Source organism: Stratiformator vulcanicus, assembly GCF_007744515.1.
Lineage (GTDB): Bacteria > Planctomycetota > Planctomycetia > Planctomycetales > Planctomycetaceae > Stratiformator > Stratiformator vulcanicus.
Window position 1 is genome coordinate 4,264,684 of the sequence record NZ_CP036268.1, and the last position, 17,224, is coordinate 4,281,907.

Here is a 17,224-nt window from a genome sequence, read left to right on the forward strand (position 1 = left end):
GTCATTTCCGTTCGCCGACTAATTACGCTAGCCGTGTTTCGCCGTGCGGTCCACCGTGGTATTGGTGAATTTACCCGGTCAGCGACAAGTGTGCGGTAACGATCGCGACCGCAGCGACTGCTCCGACGCGGATATTGTCGTTCAGTTTCACCGGCAACGATTCCGCGATCGCGGCACAGATCACGCCGATGGCGGCGACTTGCCAGGCGACCGAGAAGTCGATCGGCGGTCGCTGCGATTCGGCGTTGAAGGTTTCGCCCCAGTAGATCAGTGCGGTCATCGGTGTTCCGACGGCCAGAAATCCTGCCAACCCGGCGAGCGATTTTTGTGAGTTCCACGGGAGGCGCGGGCTCTCAAAGAGCTTGCCGCAAAGAGTCGCGGCCCCGTCGCCGAACGCGAGGATGGCCAGCACCGCAAACGCACATTCGAGGTGAGCTGGAAACGCCACCACCGTCAGCAGCACGGCCGCGACATATCCGGCAATCGAAGGGATCTCCGATTCGTGATTGGCCCGGCTGACCTGCTGCCAGCGTCTGAGAAGGAGGAACGAGAGCAGCAATCCGATCGCGGCGACAATTCCTCGCAATGTCGGCGAGATCGGGTCGGCGTGCGGAATCGGCCACAATAGGAAGGGTAAGAACCCCGGCGCCATGTGCCACAACCGGCGGCGCAGTTCTTGGGGACCGAGACGGGTACTCAAATTGCGGCTCAGTGCCGCCCACAGTCTTCGCGCCGGGAGCAACGATTTGGCAGACGTCGCGCCGGCGGCCGGTATCGGTTGCACGGCGGAGACTCCGTCAAAAATTGGCTGCGGGGAAAAGGCGGGCTGTGCAGACGAAGCCCGCCTTCAATGAGCTATCGGCTATTCCGGCCAACCGACCGCAGAGAAGTTCGGTTCCGGGGACGGAGCAGGGGGCATCGGTCGCGCGGTCTCATGGTCTTCAAGCGACGAAGCGAGTCGCACTCGACTGACTCCCGCGTCGGCCGGGGCCGGCGGCGGTGCGGAGAAGGCAACCTGCTCCGGCAGTGGGGCCAGTCCGGGGACGGGACGGCTACGCTTGCTGATGCTGTCCCGCACTTCGCCTGATTGGAACGGTCCGATTCCCATAAAGTAGGTGTTCGTATCCTCCGACCGCGCCAGTGTCGTGCCTCCGTCCCCCACGATCGTTTTCGACTTCGTGTCGTAGGCGACCACACCGAGTTTTGCCGTACCGTTTTGCTTGGTGCGGCTCCAGAACTTGATTTCCGGAATCGCGACCGGGACCGGCACAGGCAGGTTGATTTCCGGGATCCCGATGAATGTTTCCGAACGGTCGGTACCGACGCCACCGCTACGCAGTTCGCAGACCAGTTCCGCATCTTCCGCCGATCCCGCGAGATTGGCCCCGGCCTGCAGCAGCCGGTGTCGCGTCGCACTGGTGACGTAACCCTGGTCGACGCAGTCGAGAAATTGCGTGTCGAGGAACACGTCTCGTCCGGCGAACGGGCGGAAGTCGATCCGGTTGAGGCTGTCGTCGATCGCCTTGGAGATCAACATCTGCTCCATGCCGGTGCGGCTGGTATCGGATGTTTTCAGCGAAGCGCAGCCGGTCATGGCGATGACCGCGGCAGAACAGAGCATCAAGACGAAGCGGACAGTCATAGGTGCGACCTTCAGTAATAGTTTCGTCCGAGGGTTTTCGCTCGGCGCACCGAGAAAGCCCTCCTGTGACGAAGCATCGGTCGCGAAGCCCGTTCAGCTTGAGAGGATTTTTCCGAAATTAGCGATTCTGCGGGTCAGGCAAGATAGGAAGGCCCAGACTGGATAGAAGCGCGGCCTCACAAACCGAAATCACGCGGACTGGTCCGTTATAAATCCGTTGACGTGCTTATCCACCTTATGCACTTCCCGCCATTTGACGGCGTCGTCGGACATCAGAATCCGTCCCCGCCAAGCGGAGCCGACGAATTTGCCGTCGTGGTACACGCAGCGGAGCGGGGCATCAGCGTTCTCAGTCCGATCCCAACTAAGCCCGTTCGACGATCTAAAGGTGGCCCCGAATCCGACTGCGACAAACTCGCTGCCGGTCCAGCACATGGAATTGACGTGTTCGCCTTCCAGACCTTCCTCGCGGGCGGTCCACTTGAGCCCGTCCGGGCTGAACATCCGAAGCCCGTGAAGTCCGCCACCGACGTACCCCTTGTCGCCCGCGGCGATACTGATGAACGAATCGAGCGCGCGGCGGTCGGGTGCCGATTTCCAGGTTTCGCCGTCTTTGCTGACGGCGACGCGTCCGCGGACACCGATCGCCACGAACTGACCATTCCCATAGATGACCGACAGCAGCGTGTCTTCTTTTTCTTCAGTCACTTTCGACCAGTCTTTTCCGTTGTCACTGGTCATCACCGTGGTCGTCTTGTTTGGTGACCCGGCCTCTCCGCCGAGAATGACGAACTTGTCGGCACCAAAGCCGATCGTGTAGGGCTTGGGGCTCGGTTTGCCGTCGACTTTGACCGTGTCGGACCAGTCACGTCCGTTCCTGCTGGCGGTCAGAATCCCCGCGCCCTTATAGCCCGTCCCCGCCAGCAGCAGGTAGCTTCCCTGACCGTACGTGGCCGACGTAATGCCCTGCGGTTGCTTCCAAAATTCGGGCTTCGACCATGTCTCCCCGTTGCTGGAGGTCATGCGAAGGCCGTTGTCTCCGTAGGCGATAATCACAGCTGCCCCTCAGCTAGTTAAGTACGGTCAGCATCTGGATGAGAAAAAACCGCGGCCCGAAAACGGACCGCGGTGTCGTATCAAGATCGTTCCCAACCGGGGCCGAATCAGACGAGACTCGGCAGCCGGCCATTGAACGAGGCGGCCGGCGAGGTCAGGCTTTCGCCGAACTCTGACACGGGGACGCCCATCCGGTCGGCCATTTCGACATAAAGGTTCGACATCGGCGTTTTCTTCGGATACGCCACGTGCCGACCGGTTTGCAGCGTGCCCTGAGCATTGCCCACCAGCATCACCGGGTAGTCGGTTCGACCGTGACCGCCGTTCGACATATACGAGGTGTAAAGCAGCATCGTGTTGTCGAGCAGCGACGAGCCGCCCTCGTCGATTCCCTTCATCTTCTCGATGATGCGGGCGAACTGAGCCGTGTACCACGCGTGAATCTGGCGGCAACCCTCGCGGGCGATCGGGTCGGCGTCTTCGACTTTGCGGGCGTTGCCGTTGTGCTCGAGCGTGTGAGCGTGCCGCTCGAAGCCAACGGTCACCACCCCTGGGAACTGGGCACCGTCGCTACCAACAGCACACGTCACGACCCGCGTCGAGTCGGTCTGGAACGCCAGCACCATCAGATCGGCCATCACTTCGATGTACTGGGCGTGCGGCTCCGGATCGCTGCCGAGCGAGCGGGACAGATCCCCCCAATTGATTTTGGAATCGGTCAGCAGTTCCGGGATCGGCACGAGGTCGCCGGCGCCATCGGCAGCCATCAGCTTCCCTTGAGCTTCGATCATGGCCACCCGCCGTTCGACCGAGCGGACGCTTTCCATGTACTGCTCCATGGTCCGGCGGTCGGCTTTGCCGACGCGTCGCTGCAGTCTCTTGGCGTCTTCCATCACCAAATCAAGCACGCTCTGGTCGAGCGAATTCGACTTCTTGGTTTCGGCCTGCAGTTGCGCCAGCCGATCGGCGCGACCGCTCCAGTTCGGGGCCACGGGCCGACGTCCTGTGAACATCCTCTCGAAGATGAGTTTCGGATTGCTCTCGTAAGGGACCGGTTCGGTCTTGGATTTGAACGAGTACTTCTGCTCGTGGTTGCTCGTTCCGATTTCCAAACTCGGAAGGAAGGTGTTGTGACCGACGTTTTGAGCGACGAGCTGGTCGATCGAAACGGAGGCGTTGGCCTTACCGTCGACCTTGGTGACCTCGGGAGCCCCCGTCAGGTGGACGTAGGCGCAATTCTCGTGAGCGTTGAGCCCCTTCGCCTTACCGTGATGCGACAGGCCCGAAAGGATGAGCATGTCATCCTTGTGCGGCTCCAGCGGACGCAGGATCGACGGCAGCGCATCGAGCTTGCCTTCGTAGTCGGGTCGCCACGATTCCAGGACCGTACCGCCGGTAACGGTGAAGATCCCCATCCGTAGTGGCACGCCGCTATCAGTCGCGGAAGCGGCCGCACGCGGGGTCATCGCGTCGAGCCAAGGTAGGGCCATCGCGGCCGCTCCGCCGCGAAGAACGGTCCGTCGATTAATTGGTCTTGTGAAAGGCATATCTATGGTCTCTTTTCAAAGAGAAGTATGATTTCGCTGCCATAGATTATAACAAATCTACGGCTGAAATTGCAGTATTTTCCCAGTGCCAGTTGTATCAGTGTCAGTTGGAGCCGAGAGCCACACTGGCTGCGGTGTCGGCGTCCGAATTCTTACGATTGCGGAATGGATAGCTCTTCGCGACTCCGGCAATCATCTGCGTGATGCTGTAGTCGTCGCTTTGCATCGCGTTGTGAATACTTGCGAGCGAAGGTCGGTCGTAGAAGGCCACGTCTCGGCCCAACGCGTAGATCATCATTTGTTCGATCAGGTTCCGCGTGAACTGATCCTTTTCGGTCATCAGCAATTGCTTCAATTCGACGGCGCCGTTGACGACTCGGCCGTCCGGCAGCACCCCTTTGGAGTCGATCGGCTCACCCGACCGATCACGCTGCCATCGCCCGATCGGATTGAAGTTGTCGAGTGCGAAACCGAGCGGGTCCATCTTCTTGTGGCAACCGCCGCAGGAGGAGGATTGACTGGCGTGCTGCGCCAGTAATTCTCGAAACGTGCGTGCGACGGCCTTCTCATCATCTTCTTCAATTTGTTCCACATTCGCCGGGGGCGGTGGCGGCGGATCGCCCAACATTTTGTCGAGCACCCACTTGCCGCGCATCGTCGGGCTGTTCCGCGCCACGTGCGATGTCATCGCCAGGATGCCGCCCATGCCGAGCAAGCCGCCCCGTTCCGGGTTCCGACGCTTATCAATATTCACTTTCTTGTATTGGCCACGCTGATCGTGTCCGTCCATTCGATAGAGACCGCGCAGTTCGCGATCAACGAAGGTGTAATCCGCATCGATCAGGTCGAGCACGCTTCCGCCCGACTCGATGAGGTGGTCGAACATCGCGGTCACTTCGCCTCGCATGGAGGAGCGCATCGTGCCGTTGAATTCGGGGAAGTGCTCTTCGCTCGGCAGTGCCGTCTCAAGCTCTTCCAAGTGGAGCCATTGGACGAAGAAATCTTCGACCAAGGCTTTGGCCCGCTCGTCTTCGAGCATCCTCTTGATCTGTGCGTCGAGCACGTCGGGCTGGCTGAGCCGACCCTCGCCGGCGAGCTGAAATAGCTCGTCATCGGGCATCGTCGACCACAGGAAGTAACTCAGCCGGCTGGCCAGCTCATAATCGTCAACCGCGTAGACCGCGAACTCCCCGCTGGGACCACGATCGCGTTCGATGCGGAACAGGAAGCTCGGCGAAATCATCGCCGCTTTGAGCATCAGCTTGACTGATTTTTCGAAGCTCGCTCCCCGCTGCTGGGCGATGTCGAACAGCGAGAGAAACCGCTCCAGTTCATCCTGCTCGATCGGCCGGCGATAGGCCCGCAGCCCGAACTTGGTGATGATCTCCTGGGCGGCCTGTCGTGCCGACTTTCCGTTGCCCGGTTCGGCGATAAAGACGCGGGCGTGAGCGGCCGGATCGGCATCGACGCCGGGCGCCGTGACCGGACCGGTCAATTCAAACCGATCGACTGCGAGCGTCAAGAATCGCTCTTCCTTCTCCCACGGTTTGCCGTGGTAGGGGTTATTGAACCCGATGGAAATTTCGGCCTTACCGTCCTGAAGCGTCAGCGGAACTTCCATCAAGTCCGGCTTCTTCTCGCTGGCCACGATCGGGAGCAATCGCTGGACCGCACCGTTGACCGAAATCGCCAAGTCGGGACTCGTCTTACCGTGTTCCCACGCCCGCACTTTTAAAACGTAAGTTCCGGCTTCGGCAATATCGGCGGTGAACCGAAACTCAGTCTGCAATCGGGTCAGGAAGAAGCCGTTCCTCATCTCCGTGGGAGGCGGAATTGTTTGCCCCTGCCGTTTGTCGGTCGGCAACGTTCCGGTCGATGTCTTGTCGACGTCTTCGACTTCGAACGTGAACGTGTCCGGGTTCAGGACGACGACCCGGGCCAACGTCTTATCCGCAGCGAGAACGTATTTCTCCATCAACACGGCCGGAATATCGAGAGCAGCGGCAATCGTGTCGTACCCGAACGCGCGTTGATCTTCCGGCAGCCCGACCGCGACGGCAGCATCGAAATCGATCTCGAACAGGTCGCGGACCGTATTCGCATACTGGCGCCGGTTGAGCCGACGGAAGATCGCCGGCCCCGGTTCAAACGGCTTCGCTTGCGCCAAGGCCGAACTAAGGCCATCGGCAAAGTCGATCAGCTTCTTTCGCTCGGCATCGCTGGGCGCTTCCATGTCGGGGGGCGGCATGTCTTTGAGCCGCTGCGTCTTCCCGACCTTTTCCCACGTTCTGATCGCCGAGAGCATTTCCGCCGGCGAGTCGATTCCTTCGAGCACGATGCTGCCGGAGGGATCGTCCGCCGTGTGACAGAACACGCAATACTGCTCCAAGACCGGAGCCACATCGCTTTGGAATGTGTCGTGCTTCGTTGCCAACTCAGCCAGTGACGTTTCGCCTCCATTCGACACCAACTGGGCGGATTGAACAGGTGGCGGTTCGTAGTTCACGGTCGGCGGCGATGCTGTCGGAGTCGTGACGGTCGGCCTGTTGGTCGAATTGCCGGTCGGGCTGACGTTCGCGCCGACAGTTGAATCGTTCGCATCAACGAAAGTCTGTTGAGCACTTCCACCGGCGGCGGGATCGACTGTGGACGCCACTTCCTGAGACCCCGGGGCTGCCGGGCTTCCTCCCAGTTGGCCGACCACTATCCAACCGACGAACCCCAGCAGTGCCACGGCGGCAAGGCCGCCACCGCCGACCAGCAAAGCGATCGGCGGACCACCTGAAGCTGCGACTTTCTTGCCCTGACGTTTTTGCTTTCCGCCCCGAGCCGGCAATTTTCGACCGCGGGCGGTGCGAGGAGCCGGGGCGTCGGCCTCATCGAAATCGTCGAGCCCCATCGCGAGGTCGTCGCTGTCGAACCCGAACGGATCGTGTTCCGGTTGCGACTTGCGTTTTCGCGACTGGCCGTTACCGCGTGGCGATGCGGAATTGCTCTTCGAACGTGCTTTCGGCTTCGTCTCGGCAGTCGGCTTTGAGCGACTCTTGGACGGGGACGAAGGCATCGCACCGTTCGATGCATTGCGACCGCCGTCACTCGAACTACCCGATCGCGTTTGCCGCTTGGCCTTCAATGCTCTCTCGGTGCTTCGGTCACCGTCCGATCGCGGTGCGTCCTGCAGTGCAAACTCTTCTTCTTGAGGCCGCTCCGGTTCGCTCAGCCGTACGGTTTCGCCACATTTCGGACACTTCGCTTTGCGTCCGACCAGCTCCGGTTTCTTCACGGCAATGCGCGTATCGCATCCGCCACAAACAACTCTGAACGGGATGAAAGTGGTCGTTGACATATGCGGAGGGAATGAGGGTTGGCGGAAACGATCGCAAGGTCGCTTGGCCGCTCGGCGGGGAGTCAGCGCTGAGTGACGTTGATGTCTAGATGCGCTGATACATCAATTATCGGAAATCTGAGCCGCAAATCAAGAAGTAACCGCCCGATACGTCGCATCAGCGGCGCTTTACCTGACGTAATTGCGCAATTGCGTCCTCTCACGACAAGCCCTTGCGTGTCCCTCGCCGCATCGCTCGGACGTGCCCTGATGCCCGGCTGGGGAAACGACGGAATAACGCAACATTTCGTTACGCTCCCCACGAACCACCCGTTTTCGATCGATTCGACGGAATTCCGCTCATCGCCGGTCTCGAATTGACTGATCCTTCGCGTTTGACCTACTGTTCCAAGGTCAGCCGCCCAAGACTCGCGGTGCGCCGGCCATGGATCACAACACGTTATCAATCNGCTATTTACGAAAATCGCCTGCGACGGACGATTTTGATTAANGAACGGGTCCCATGTGCGGAATTGTCGGATACGTCGGTTCTCAGGCCGCTTCGCAAATTTTGATCGNCGGATTGCGCCGGCTCGAGTACCGCGGGTATGACAGCGCCGGAGTCGGACTTTCGCACAACGGAACGCTAAAGGTTCATAAAAAAGCCGGCCGCGTGAAGGAGTTGGAAAAGGCGCTGGCGCAACAGTCGCCTCTCGGGTCGCTGGGAATTGGTCACACCCGCTGGGCCACGCACGGCCCGGCGACCGACGTCAACGCCCACCCGCATCGCGGCGGCAACGGCGAGGTGGTGCTCGTTCACAATGGAGTGATCGAAAACTACACGCTGCTGAGAAATCGCCTGCAGGAACGCGGATATGTGTTCCACACCGCGACCGATTCCGAGGTCGTTGCGCATCTGATCGCCTTCGAACTCGAAGAACTAACGAAACTCAGCCACGACCCAACCGATGCGGACACCTGTGTGCAATCGATCGCGTCGGCGATCAGCCAACTCGACGGCGCCTACGGCGTAGCGGTCCTGTTTCAGAGCTGCCCGGATACGCTGTTCGCCGTGCGCAACGGCAGCCCGTTGGTCGTCGGGGTCGGCAAGGGTGAGCACTTCATCGCCAGCGACGCCGGTCCCTTGGGTGGGCGAACGGAGCAGGTCGTTTATCTTCAGGATCACGAGATGGTGGTCCTGACCGCCGACCGACTTCGCCTGATCAACCGCGACGGGGCAGCCGCCAAGCCTCAAATTCGTATTCTCGACAAAGCGGAAACACAGGCCGATCTCGGCGAGTTTCCGCACTACATGCTTAAAGAAATCTTCGAGCAGCCGCGGACCATCGAGAACGCCATGCGCGGCCGCATCGATCAGGATGAAGCGACCGCGAAGTTCGGCGGGCTTAATCTCTCAGTGCAACAACTGCGAAGCGTCGATCGGATCGTCCTGACCGCCTGCGGCACGAGCTGGCACGCCGGCCTCGTCGGGGAGTACCTGATCGAAGAGTTCGCCCGCATTCCGGTCGAAGTCGAATACGCCAGCGAACTGCGTTACCGCAACCCGCCGCTGAATGACCACACGATGGTCTTCTCGATCACGCAGAGCGGCGAAACCGCCGACACCCTCGCCGCGATGCGGGAATGCCGTCGCAAAGGTCTGCCGTCGCTTTCAATCTGCAACGTTGTCGGCAGCACGATCGCCCGCGAAGCCGATGGCGGAATCTATCTGCATGCCGGACCGGAGATCGGTGTCGCCAGCACCAAGGCCTTTACGTCACAGGTCACGGTTCTGACGCTGCTGGCCCTGTACCTCGGGCGTATGCGTCACGTCTCCTACCCGTCGGGCCAACGCCTGCTGCGGCAACTGGCGGCAATTCCTGAGAAGGTTGAAGCGACACTGGCCTGTAATGCCGCGGTTGAAGAGGTCGCCAAGAAGTACTTCACCTGCCGCAACTTCTTGTACCTCGGCCGGCTCTATAACTTCCCCGTCGCCCTTGAAGGCGCTTTGAAGCTCAAAGAAATCAGCTACATCCATGCCGAGGGCTACCCCGCCGCCGAGATGAAGCACGGACCGATCGCGCTGGTCGACGAACAGACCCCGAGCGTGTTCGTTGTTCCGCGGGGGCATATCTATCCGAAGGTCATCAGCAACATCGAAGAAGTCAAAGCCCGCGGCGGCCCGGTCATCGCGATCGCCTGCGAGGGGGATGACAAAATCGCCGAGTTGGCCGATGACGTGATCTTCGTGCCCGACGTTGAAGAGTACCTGCAACCGCTCGTCACTTCGGTCCCGCTGCAACTGCTCGCCTACCACATCGCCGTCTTAAGAGGCTGCGACGTTGACCGCCCGCGGAATTTGGCAAAGAGCGTCACGGTGGAGTAGGCGATTCGCTCCCGATCAATCTCCGCTCGTCCCCACGCGAGCACCGCTTAATGGAAAGCGGTGCTCCAGCGGGGAGGCGATCGCGTAGAACAGTCGCGCTTCGGATCACCGCTCGATCCGCGGTTCTCAGGAACCGCGGCTTGTTTCAGCCGTCAATGACTCGTCCTGATCCAGCGGAGCCCCCTCGAACGTCCACCGCGCGACGCGAAGCGCGTCAGGATCGCCCTGCGCTTTGGCCGGCTCGTCGCTGATCTTCACGACCGGGACACCCGCGACGCTCCACATCTTGATCACGATGCTGAGCGACCGCCCGTCGGCGAAGTCGTTTGTGAAGTGGGTCCCGATCCCGAAGCTGACGTTGATGCGGCCTTCGAAGTGACGCCGGAGTTCAACAGCCTTGTCGACGTCGAGTGAGTCGCTGAACACGATCGTCTTATGCTCCGGTTTCACGCCGAGCCCGTGGTAGTGAGCGATGACCCGTTCGCCGAATGCGATTGGGTCGCCGCTGTCGTGACGCACGCCGTCGTACAGCCGCGCGAGGTCTCCTGCGAAGTCTTCGAAGAATGCCCCGGTGCCGAACGTATCGCTGAGTGCGATTCCGAGGTTGCCGCGGAACGTCCGAGCCCAGCGACGAAGCGCCTCACGGTTGGCCCGCCGCAGACCATCGAGTCCCGAGACGCCCATGATCCACTCATGGGCCATCGTGCCGATCGGCGTCACGTCGTGCTCCCGGGCGAAATGGACGTTCGACGTTCCGACGAAACCCGACTCTCGTTTCGCGCGTTCGATGAACAAGGACTGCACGTCGGAATTGCGTCGGCGACGCGTGCCGAAGTCGGCGAACTTGAGTCCTGCTGCGGAAAGCCGCCGCGCCTTCTCCGTCGCCAGATCGGGCTGGCCCTCCATCGACCAATCGGCTTCGCAGTGCCGGAAGTATTGCTCGCTGACGGCAGCGAGGATCGGGACCTCCCACAGGATCGAACGCCCCCACATCCCCTGAATCGACAACTCAAGCCGACCATCCCTTCTGACCTCAAAGCTGACCTCGTCGGGGTCGAAACGGTATGACTTGAGATAGGTCAGATAGTCGGGCCGATTGAGGAACGGCATCCGACTGCGGACATATTCGATCTCCTCATCGGAGACCCGCAGCTCCGACATACGCTCCAATTCTTCGGAGAACCCGCGAACGAAGGCGTCGTTGAACCGACCGGATGGTCGTCGGTCGGTGAAGCGATACTCGACCGGCGTGCCCGGAAAGTTGTCGAGCACAGCGTGCTGCATCGTAAATTTGTAAAGGTCGTTGTCGAGCAGCGAGAGGATCGGCATTCACAGGCCTGTCTTCAGGGGATTCAGAAATCGGTGGTCCGGGCCGTTCGCATGCCGCGGCCCTTCAGACGTTCGGCGAACTCTGACTGCGCCGACTCGAAGCCTGGGACAGGCGAAACGGCATCGTCAAGAAGATAGGTCTTCTTCGCAAAATCGGCCTCGGGCGCGATATCAGCGAGTTGGGTCACCGTCGCAGCGACGCAGTGGGAACCGGCTTCACCGGCAACGAGGATCGTCTCGGCGGGACGCAACGCGTTGACGAATTTCGTATTCACCTGAGTCGAAACGTCCGTCGGGTCAGGAACTTCAGCGGCGACGGCCCCGTAGTGTTCGGTGTGGGGGTTCGAGCCCTTCAGAATGTATTGTGCGGTCCGGGAATGTGATTCCTCCCAACGTCGAAGCGCATCATGCAGGGGAGGGGACACGTTATGACCGCGATGTCCGATCAGGCAGTGTGGCGGCCAGATGCAGAGCGGGCTGCGACCGCCGCGCGCAAGATCGCGGAGGTAGTCGATCGCCCCGTAGCCGGGGCGAGTGCCACGCAGCCACCCGCTCTCAGTGGGAATCCACCGACCGTTCTCGATGTCTTCGGCGGAAATAATCGTAAAAGGCTTCGGGTGATGGCCGTCGGTATCGCGCCAGTAGACCGGATGGGCGACGTGGATCGGATGATGCGAATCGAGCGTTACATGAATCTGGTCGATCGATTCGCCAGCCCGGTCGATCAAGTCCGCAAGCCGCCGCATGTCCGCGTCGGCTCCCGTCACAAACAGCGATCCGATCTCGGGATCGAAGAAGTCATTCTGCGGGTCAATGATAAGCAGGTGGGTTTCACCCACGGGGCTAAGCAGGTGGGTTTCACCCACGGGCGGGTCTCCGGCTATGAACCAGGTCGTACAGCAAATCGCCTACGGTGACCGCCAAGTACCGGAGGTGGGACTCGAACCCACACGGGCCGTAAAGCCCAACGGATTTTGAATCCGTCGCGTCTGCCATTCCGCCACTCCGGCCGGGCCACAGAGTGTAGCCAGCGGACGCCCGTCGCGTAAATGCATCGGCCCCGCCGCAAACTCCAACAGTGAAGACCGGCTGGCACTGGCAATGGTTCGGCCTACCTCGGCCTCATCCGGAGATTTTTACCTCAGCGGCTCGCCGCGCCGGTAGAGAATCGGCCGTTCAAACCGCGACTCGGTCACGATTCTTTCGCCGTCTCGAATCTCGACCATCGCGTCGTAGCTGTCGGTCGGGTACAGCGGGAGTGGATTCCGCCAGCTCCCCTTCTTCTGAAACTGACTCGCGAACGTGGCCTGTTCGCCGAAATTCGACAGCAAGAAGTCGTCGCAATTCTTGAACGTATAGTGCGAACGCGGTGGCTCTGGCGTCGCGATTCCCCCATGCCCGACGATCCGCACGTGATCGGAGTCTTCCACGAGCATGAAGTTCGTGTGGTGCTCGCTCTTAATGCCGAAGACGTCGACGTTCGAACTGTCCTGCACTTCAACAATGTAATCACACCGCGCGTGTTGTGCGTGCAAATGATGGATCGCGACCGGCCCTTGCGTATCTTGAATCAGCAACACGCGGGATTCGTTCTTATAAGGATGGTTTCCGTGAATATAGAAGTTAAACCAGTCGACCGCTCCACCGTTATGGATTTTAACGAGCGGATGCTTCAGCGGGTAGAGTGGTTCTTCATCCGTCTCGTCCTCATCGATTCGCGCCATCTTTCGCGTGCGATTCTTATGGTGAATCTTCAAGACGAGTTCCGGGTTGAAATAGTGCTGCGTCTTTCCGTTGACAGCACAGTCTCTGATTAATGAACCGGGGCCGGCCTGCCAGTCCAGACAATACGCCCCGATCACCCTCGGATCGTGCGCTGACCACGGATACAAGATGTCGATTCCTAAACAACCGAGCTTGTTAACGGCACCCCGTCCGGTTGCGCTCGCGACGATCGGCAAAGGATTCCCTTCGGGATCGGGATTGTTCCCGAATCGTCCGTAGTCCTTGGAATCACCTCCCGCGATCCGGGATAGCGTTTGGCTGACACCGATTAACACCGTGCCCGGTTTCAACTGCACCGTACGTCCCACGCGGTATCGCCCCTTCGGCAAGAACACCGTGTTCCCCGCGGCAATCGCTTTCTCGAAGGCCGCCGCGTCGTCCGCCACGCCGTCACCGATCGCACCGAAGTCCTTGACGTTCACCACGTCGTTCGACTCAAACGAAGGGAAGTCTGATCCCCACGCATGTTTCAAATTCAGGTCCGGCGGCGTCGACGTCACGCACTCACTTTCGATCAATGAATCCCCGACGAGAGTCCCGTTGTCATAAACGGGTTCGGTCCCCTTAAATCGCTTGTGCGGTGCACGTTCTTTATGAATCGCACATGTCTTCAACCGTGACCACGACCCCTCACAGACTTCGACGTCCCCCTGAGCTTCAATACCGGCGGCATTCCGCGCATAAACATTTTGCAGGAATAAACTGCGATCGCTCTCGAAGACGACATTCTTAAGCGACGGAACCTGATAGTCGATTCTCGCATCAATTAATCCGAAAGAATTGTCGAATGGAAATGCCACCCACGGTTTGCCGACCCGAATGACCGGTCCCGTTTTCTGCGTCTGAATCGTCCAGCCGGCCCCGATCAGCGGCCCACGCGATAAGGACCACACCGCCCATTCACTTTGATTCACCAGCGTCACATCAAAAACGGTCACGGTCGGCTGCGAACCGGACGCAAATCGATCACGCGGCTCCGGATGATTCCGAGTGTCTATTCCGATCTTGCCACCCAGCACTGTCACGGCATGAGTACTGCCACCAGAACCGGGCAAGCCCCACACGCCCGTATGACCGCCTTCTCGCAGATCGATGGTCGTATCCTGAATCGTGCTTCCCTCGGCGGCCTGCATTCGCAGCCCCACAGCTCCGTCGTTTCCTTCGCGAACAATGATGTCGATCGACCGGAACGTTTGGTTGTAATGAACGGTATTCGCTTCGCCGCTGTCAGGACTTTCCGCGCGGTTCGATACGTTCGAAAAATAAACGACATGTTTGCGGCTGTCCGCTTTATCGAAGCCGCTCGAGTTCGCAGCCAGAATGAGCCGGGCCCTGCGTGTTGAGTCCTTCGTCGATCCGACGAGCTGACAGGGAAACAGATTCGGCCCGTAGAGATCACCGGTCTGCTCACGGACCGCTAATGAGTGTCGACATGAGAGCGTCTCTGAAATCACATAGTCGCCCGCCGGAAAAAAGCAGACCATTTGATGATCGCGTGCGAAGTTAATCGCGTCCTGCAGTGACTTCGTCGAGTCACGCGAACCGGTAGGGTCTGCTGCGAACGGTGCAGCCGTCACGTCAACATAACCGAGCTCCGCTAATTTCTGGTTACCCAATTCACTGGGGACTTCCGTGATCGGATTGCTCGGATGCAGCGCCGCCCGCCACGCCTGCCGATCGCCTTTGGCGACGTTCGGATTCTTCGCGAGAACTTTCGCCCACAGTTCATCCGACATCTCCCCGCGGATCGCTTCGCCGCCGCACGCGACCTCCAGCGACGTCCAGCAATTAAGTATTAATGCGACCGCAACCACCCTATAAAGGTCTGACACGAAATACCTCGATTAATCCGAAGGAATCAGAAATGAATAGGAATGCAGATGCAAGCACAAATCAGATCAACGGCGATCTTTAAAACTCGCCGACGGGCTGCCCGTCGTTCATCATGCCGAGGCGTTGAAAGACTGCGAGGGTGAAAGTCTTGTTCTTCCAGGCACGCCGCAAGCCTTCTTCGGTTTCCACCCGCCACAGTCTCTTATTCGAAAATCGCTTATTTCTGGGGTTTGTCGCCCACTCGCCGGCATTCTCCAGCCTTGGTGGCTGCGAATCGATATTATCGCTGATGAAGTGGACCGAACCGTCGGCGAACGCGAAGTGCGCGCCGCCGGTATGTTGGCTGTGGAACATAAATTCCTCCGCGTTTGTCCGCGTGCAACTGTAAGGCCATGATGCCGTGTCGATATCATTGGGAATCGAGCACGGGGACCCGCCGAACGGGACGACCTGATCTTCAGGTACGTTCGGCCCGAAGTAGGTCATCCGAAGATTACGGTCGGCGTCGTCAAACGTTCCCGCGCCTCCTGAGTCACCGGCAGACCCGTAAAGCCGCTGATTCTGTGACCGCTGCCAAGTGACCTCACCCAACAGAATCGTGTTCGACGTCCCGTCAGTGATGTCGGCGATGGTTGCATAGTCGGCGACGTTCGCATCACTGTTGTTCCCCCCGACCGGACTGCCGAGCGGCGCGACCAGTTGCGTGCCCTTATAGCCGGAGTGATCGTCGCGCGACCATTCCGCGGGGAAGGGGCCGCCGCTACCGCAGTAACTGCTGACCGCGTGATCGGTCACGCCATCGACAGTCAACCTTTTCGGTGCCGGGTCGGAAGGGCACAAGAACGATGGAATTAAGGCCGACGCGGCTGCGCGGTTGCCAGCCGAATTAAACGATGAGTCAAAGTCGAACGCTTCGTAGATAGCCGCCTGCTCCATCTGCGGGAGGATGCGGGCCTGCCAACTGAATCCATCATCGGAACCCACGGGATATCGTTGATAGGTATCGTGAAAATTGGCCACGGCCAGGCTGAGTTGCTTCAGGTTGTTCTTGCACGAACTCCGGCGAGCGGCTTCGCGCGCCTGTTGAACCGCAGGAAGAAGCAGGGCAATCAGAATCGCAATAATGGCGATGACCACCAGCAACTCGATCAAGGTAAACGCAGCTCTTCGCGGCTTGCGAGACATCATTTCCAACTCCTCAATTCAACGTTGACGTTACGGAATCGCAAATCAGATTGATTTTCAGAAGGGTGTGACTTCCAGTGTCACATGAGATATGGTCTGCGGCAATCTCAAGGTGGAGCTTGCTTAAAACTTTCCGATCGGAATTCCGTCGTTTCGCGCCAGCAGCTGCTGCAGGACGCCCATTTTCGAAGCAAATCCTGCCTTCCATCCGCTCGCGTTTTTCACGTCATTCCAAGTCGGCTTTGCGTCATCAATATTTTCACTGATGAAATGCACTGAGCCATCGGCAAGCAGGAATTGCACTCCACCGGGGTGGCTGCCGTTGAAGCCGTTTGCCGCACCCACATTAATACCGCGATCGGACGAATTACCGCCGGAGCCGACGAGATTTCGGAAGTCGGAATTGTTATTCTTAAACTTGGTCTTATTCCTGCCACTCGTCGAACTGAACCGTGACACGCCATACCACAAAATATTGCGGCGTTGATTATAATTCGTTTCGCCCACCGCAATCGTGTTGGACGTGCCATCGGTGATGTCTTTGAACTTAAAGACGTGATTCGTGGCGAATACTCCAGTGTACTCCCAATCGCCGCTCTTGCTCGGCGGATAGAGCTCATAGTATTGGGGATGGTTCTGACTGTAGAGCATCCAGTTTCCGACGTAACTGGGGCGTAATGATTCGTCTTTGGAGTTTGTCGGATCGCCACTTTTCTTCGGATTGTTGTCTGATGGGCACGAAACGGACGGAAGGTATGTCTCCAGAAAGTCTCTATTGCTAGGCTCGGCCGTCGCGTCGGTGAACGTAAACTTCCGGTACAGCGCCTCCTGGTCGAGAAACGGCAGAATCGCAGTCCCCCACGCCCAGCCGACGCCGAGGCCGGTCTCCCCGTCATCACCCACAGTGCCATCGACGATCCAACCGATCGGTAACGACCCGTAGGCCTCATGATAGTTGTGTAGCGCTAAACCAATTTGCTTTAAGTTATTTGAGCACTGCGAGCGTCGCGCGGCCTCACGGGCCTGCTGCACCGCCGGAAGGAGTAGTGCGACCAAAATGGCGATGATCGCAATTACCACCAGTAATTCTATGAGCGTGAAACCCGACCTTCTTTTAATAGTCATTCGAAATGGTT

At 59.2% G+C, this 17,224-nt stretch carries 11 protein-coding genes and 1 tRNA gene; 1 reads left to right on the forward strand and 11 read right to left on the reverse strand.

Annotation, left to right across the window (positions count from 1 at the left end):
• Nucleotides 1-70: 70 nt before the first annotated feature.
• From Pan189_RS16985 to Pan189_RS17005, 5 genes are all read right to left on the reverse strand, one after another.
• Nucleotides 71-700 (reverse strand): diacylglycerol/polyprenol kinase family protein, encoded by a 630-nt coding sequence (locus tag Pan189_RS16985; RefSeq protein WP_310820684.1) that lies wholly within the window; start codon nucleotides 698-700, stop codon nucleotides 71-73.
• 162 nt (nucleotides 701-862) lie between these two features.
• Nucleotides 863-1,642: a DUF6655 family protein gene (locus Pan189_RS16990; protein WP_145365284.1), complete on the reverse strand. Its 780-nt coding sequence runs from the start codon at nucleotides 1,640-1,642 to the stop codon at nucleotides 863-865.
• A 189-nt stretch (nucleotides 1,643-1,831) separates the two neighbouring features.
• Nucleotides 1,832-2,698: a hypothetical protein gene (locus Pan189_RS16995; RefSeq protein ID WP_145365285.1), complete on the reverse strand. Its 867-nt coding sequence runs from the start codon at nucleotides 2,696-2,698 to the stop codon at nucleotides 1,832-1,834.
• A gap of 107 nt (nucleotides 2,699-2,805) precedes the next feature.
• On the reverse strand, nucleotides 2,806-4,188 hold the full coding sequence (locus Pan189_RS17000) for a DUF1552 domain-containing protein (RefSeq protein ID WP_310820687.1): 1,383 nt from the start codon (nucleotides 4,186-4,188) through the stop codon (nucleotides 2,806-2,808).
• A 160-nt stretch (nucleotides 4,189-4,348) separates the two neighbouring features.
• Nucleotides 4,349-7,528, reverse strand: coding sequence for a DUF1592 domain-containing protein (locus Pan189_RS17005; protein WP_310820688.1), 3,180 nt, complete (start codon nucleotides 7,526-7,528; stop codon nucleotides 4,349-4,351).
• A 565-nt stretch (nucleotides 7,529-8,093) separates the two neighbouring features.
• Between Pan189_RS17005 and glmS the strand changes: the two genes are divergently transcribed.
• A complete protein-coding gene (gene glmS / locus Pan189_RS17010; protein WP_145365287.1) occupies nucleotides 8,094-9,956 on the forward strand; it encodes a glutamine--fructose-6-phosphate transaminase (isomerizing) in 1,863 nt (620 codons plus the stop codon).
• A 126-nt stretch (nucleotides 9,957-10,082) separates the two neighbouring features.
• On the opposite strand, the gene pncB is transcribed toward glmS, so the two are convergent.
• The 6 genes from pncB to Pan189_RS17040 all read right to left on the reverse strand — a co-directional run bounded on the left by pncB (nucleotide 10,083) and on the right by Pan189_RS17040 (nucleotide 17,213).
• Nucleotides 10,083-11,285, reverse strand: a complete 1,203-nt coding sequence (pncB, locus tag Pan189_RS17015) for a nicotinate phosphoribosyltransferase (RefSeq protein WP_145365288.1) — start codon at nucleotides 11,283-11,285, stop codon at nucleotides 10,083-10,085.
• Nucleotides 11,286-11,308: 23 nt separating this feature from the next.
• On the reverse strand, nucleotides 11,309-12,151 hold the full coding sequence (locus tag Pan189_RS17020) for a cysteine hydrolase family protein (protein ID WP_310820689.1): 843 nt from the start codon (nucleotides 12,149-12,151) through the stop codon (nucleotides 11,309-11,311).
• Nucleotides 12,152-12,210: 59 nt separating this feature from the next.
• Nucleotides 12,211-12,295: transfer RNA gene (locus Pan189_RS17025), tRNA-Leu, on the reverse strand.
• A gap of 126 nt (nucleotides 12,296-12,421) precedes the next feature.
• Nucleotides 12,422-14,902 (reverse strand): glycosyl hydrolase family 28-related protein, encoded by a 2,481-nt coding sequence (locus tag Pan189_RS17030; RefSeq protein WP_145365289.1) that lies wholly within the window; start codon nucleotides 14,900-14,902, stop codon nucleotides 12,422-12,424.
• A 79-nt stretch (nucleotides 14,903-14,981) separates the two neighbouring features.
• The gene (locus Pan189_RS17035; protein ID WP_145365290.1) at nucleotides 14,982-16,088 is read right to left on the reverse strand and encodes a DUF1559 domain-containing protein; all 1,107 of its coding nucleotides are present in this window, start codon (nucleotides 16,086-16,088) and stop codon (nucleotides 14,982-14,984) included.
• 123 nt (nucleotides 16,089-16,211) lie between these two features.
• Entirely contained in the window at nucleotides 16,212-17,213 is a 1,002-nt protein-coding gene (locus Pan189_RS17040) for a DUF1559 domain-containing protein (RefSeq protein WP_145365291.1), read from the reverse strand.
• Between the last annotated feature and the right edge of the window lie 11 nt (nucleotides 17,214-17,224).

Coding starts and splice junctions, on each gene's coding strand:
- Pan189_RS16990 (WP_145365284.1), bottom strand. CDS start 1,642: ATGACTGTCCGCTTCGTCTTGATGCTCTGTTCTGCCGCGGTCATCGCC.
- Pan189_RS17000 (WP_310820687.1), bottom strand. CDS start 4,188: ATGGCCCTACCTTGGCTCGACGCGATGACCCCGCGTGCGGCCGCTTCC.
- pncB (WP_145365288.1), bottom strand. CDS start 11,285: ATGCCGATCCTCTCGCTGCTCGACAACGACCTTTACAAATTTACGATG.
- Pan189_RS17035 (WP_145365290.1), bottom strand. CDS start 16,088: ATGTCTCGCAAGCCGCGAAGAGCTGCGTTTACCTTGATCGAGTTGCTG.
- Pan189_RS17040 (WP_145365291.1), bottom strand. CDS start 17,213: ATGACTATTAAAAGAAGGTCGGGTTTCACGCTCATAGAATTACTGGTG.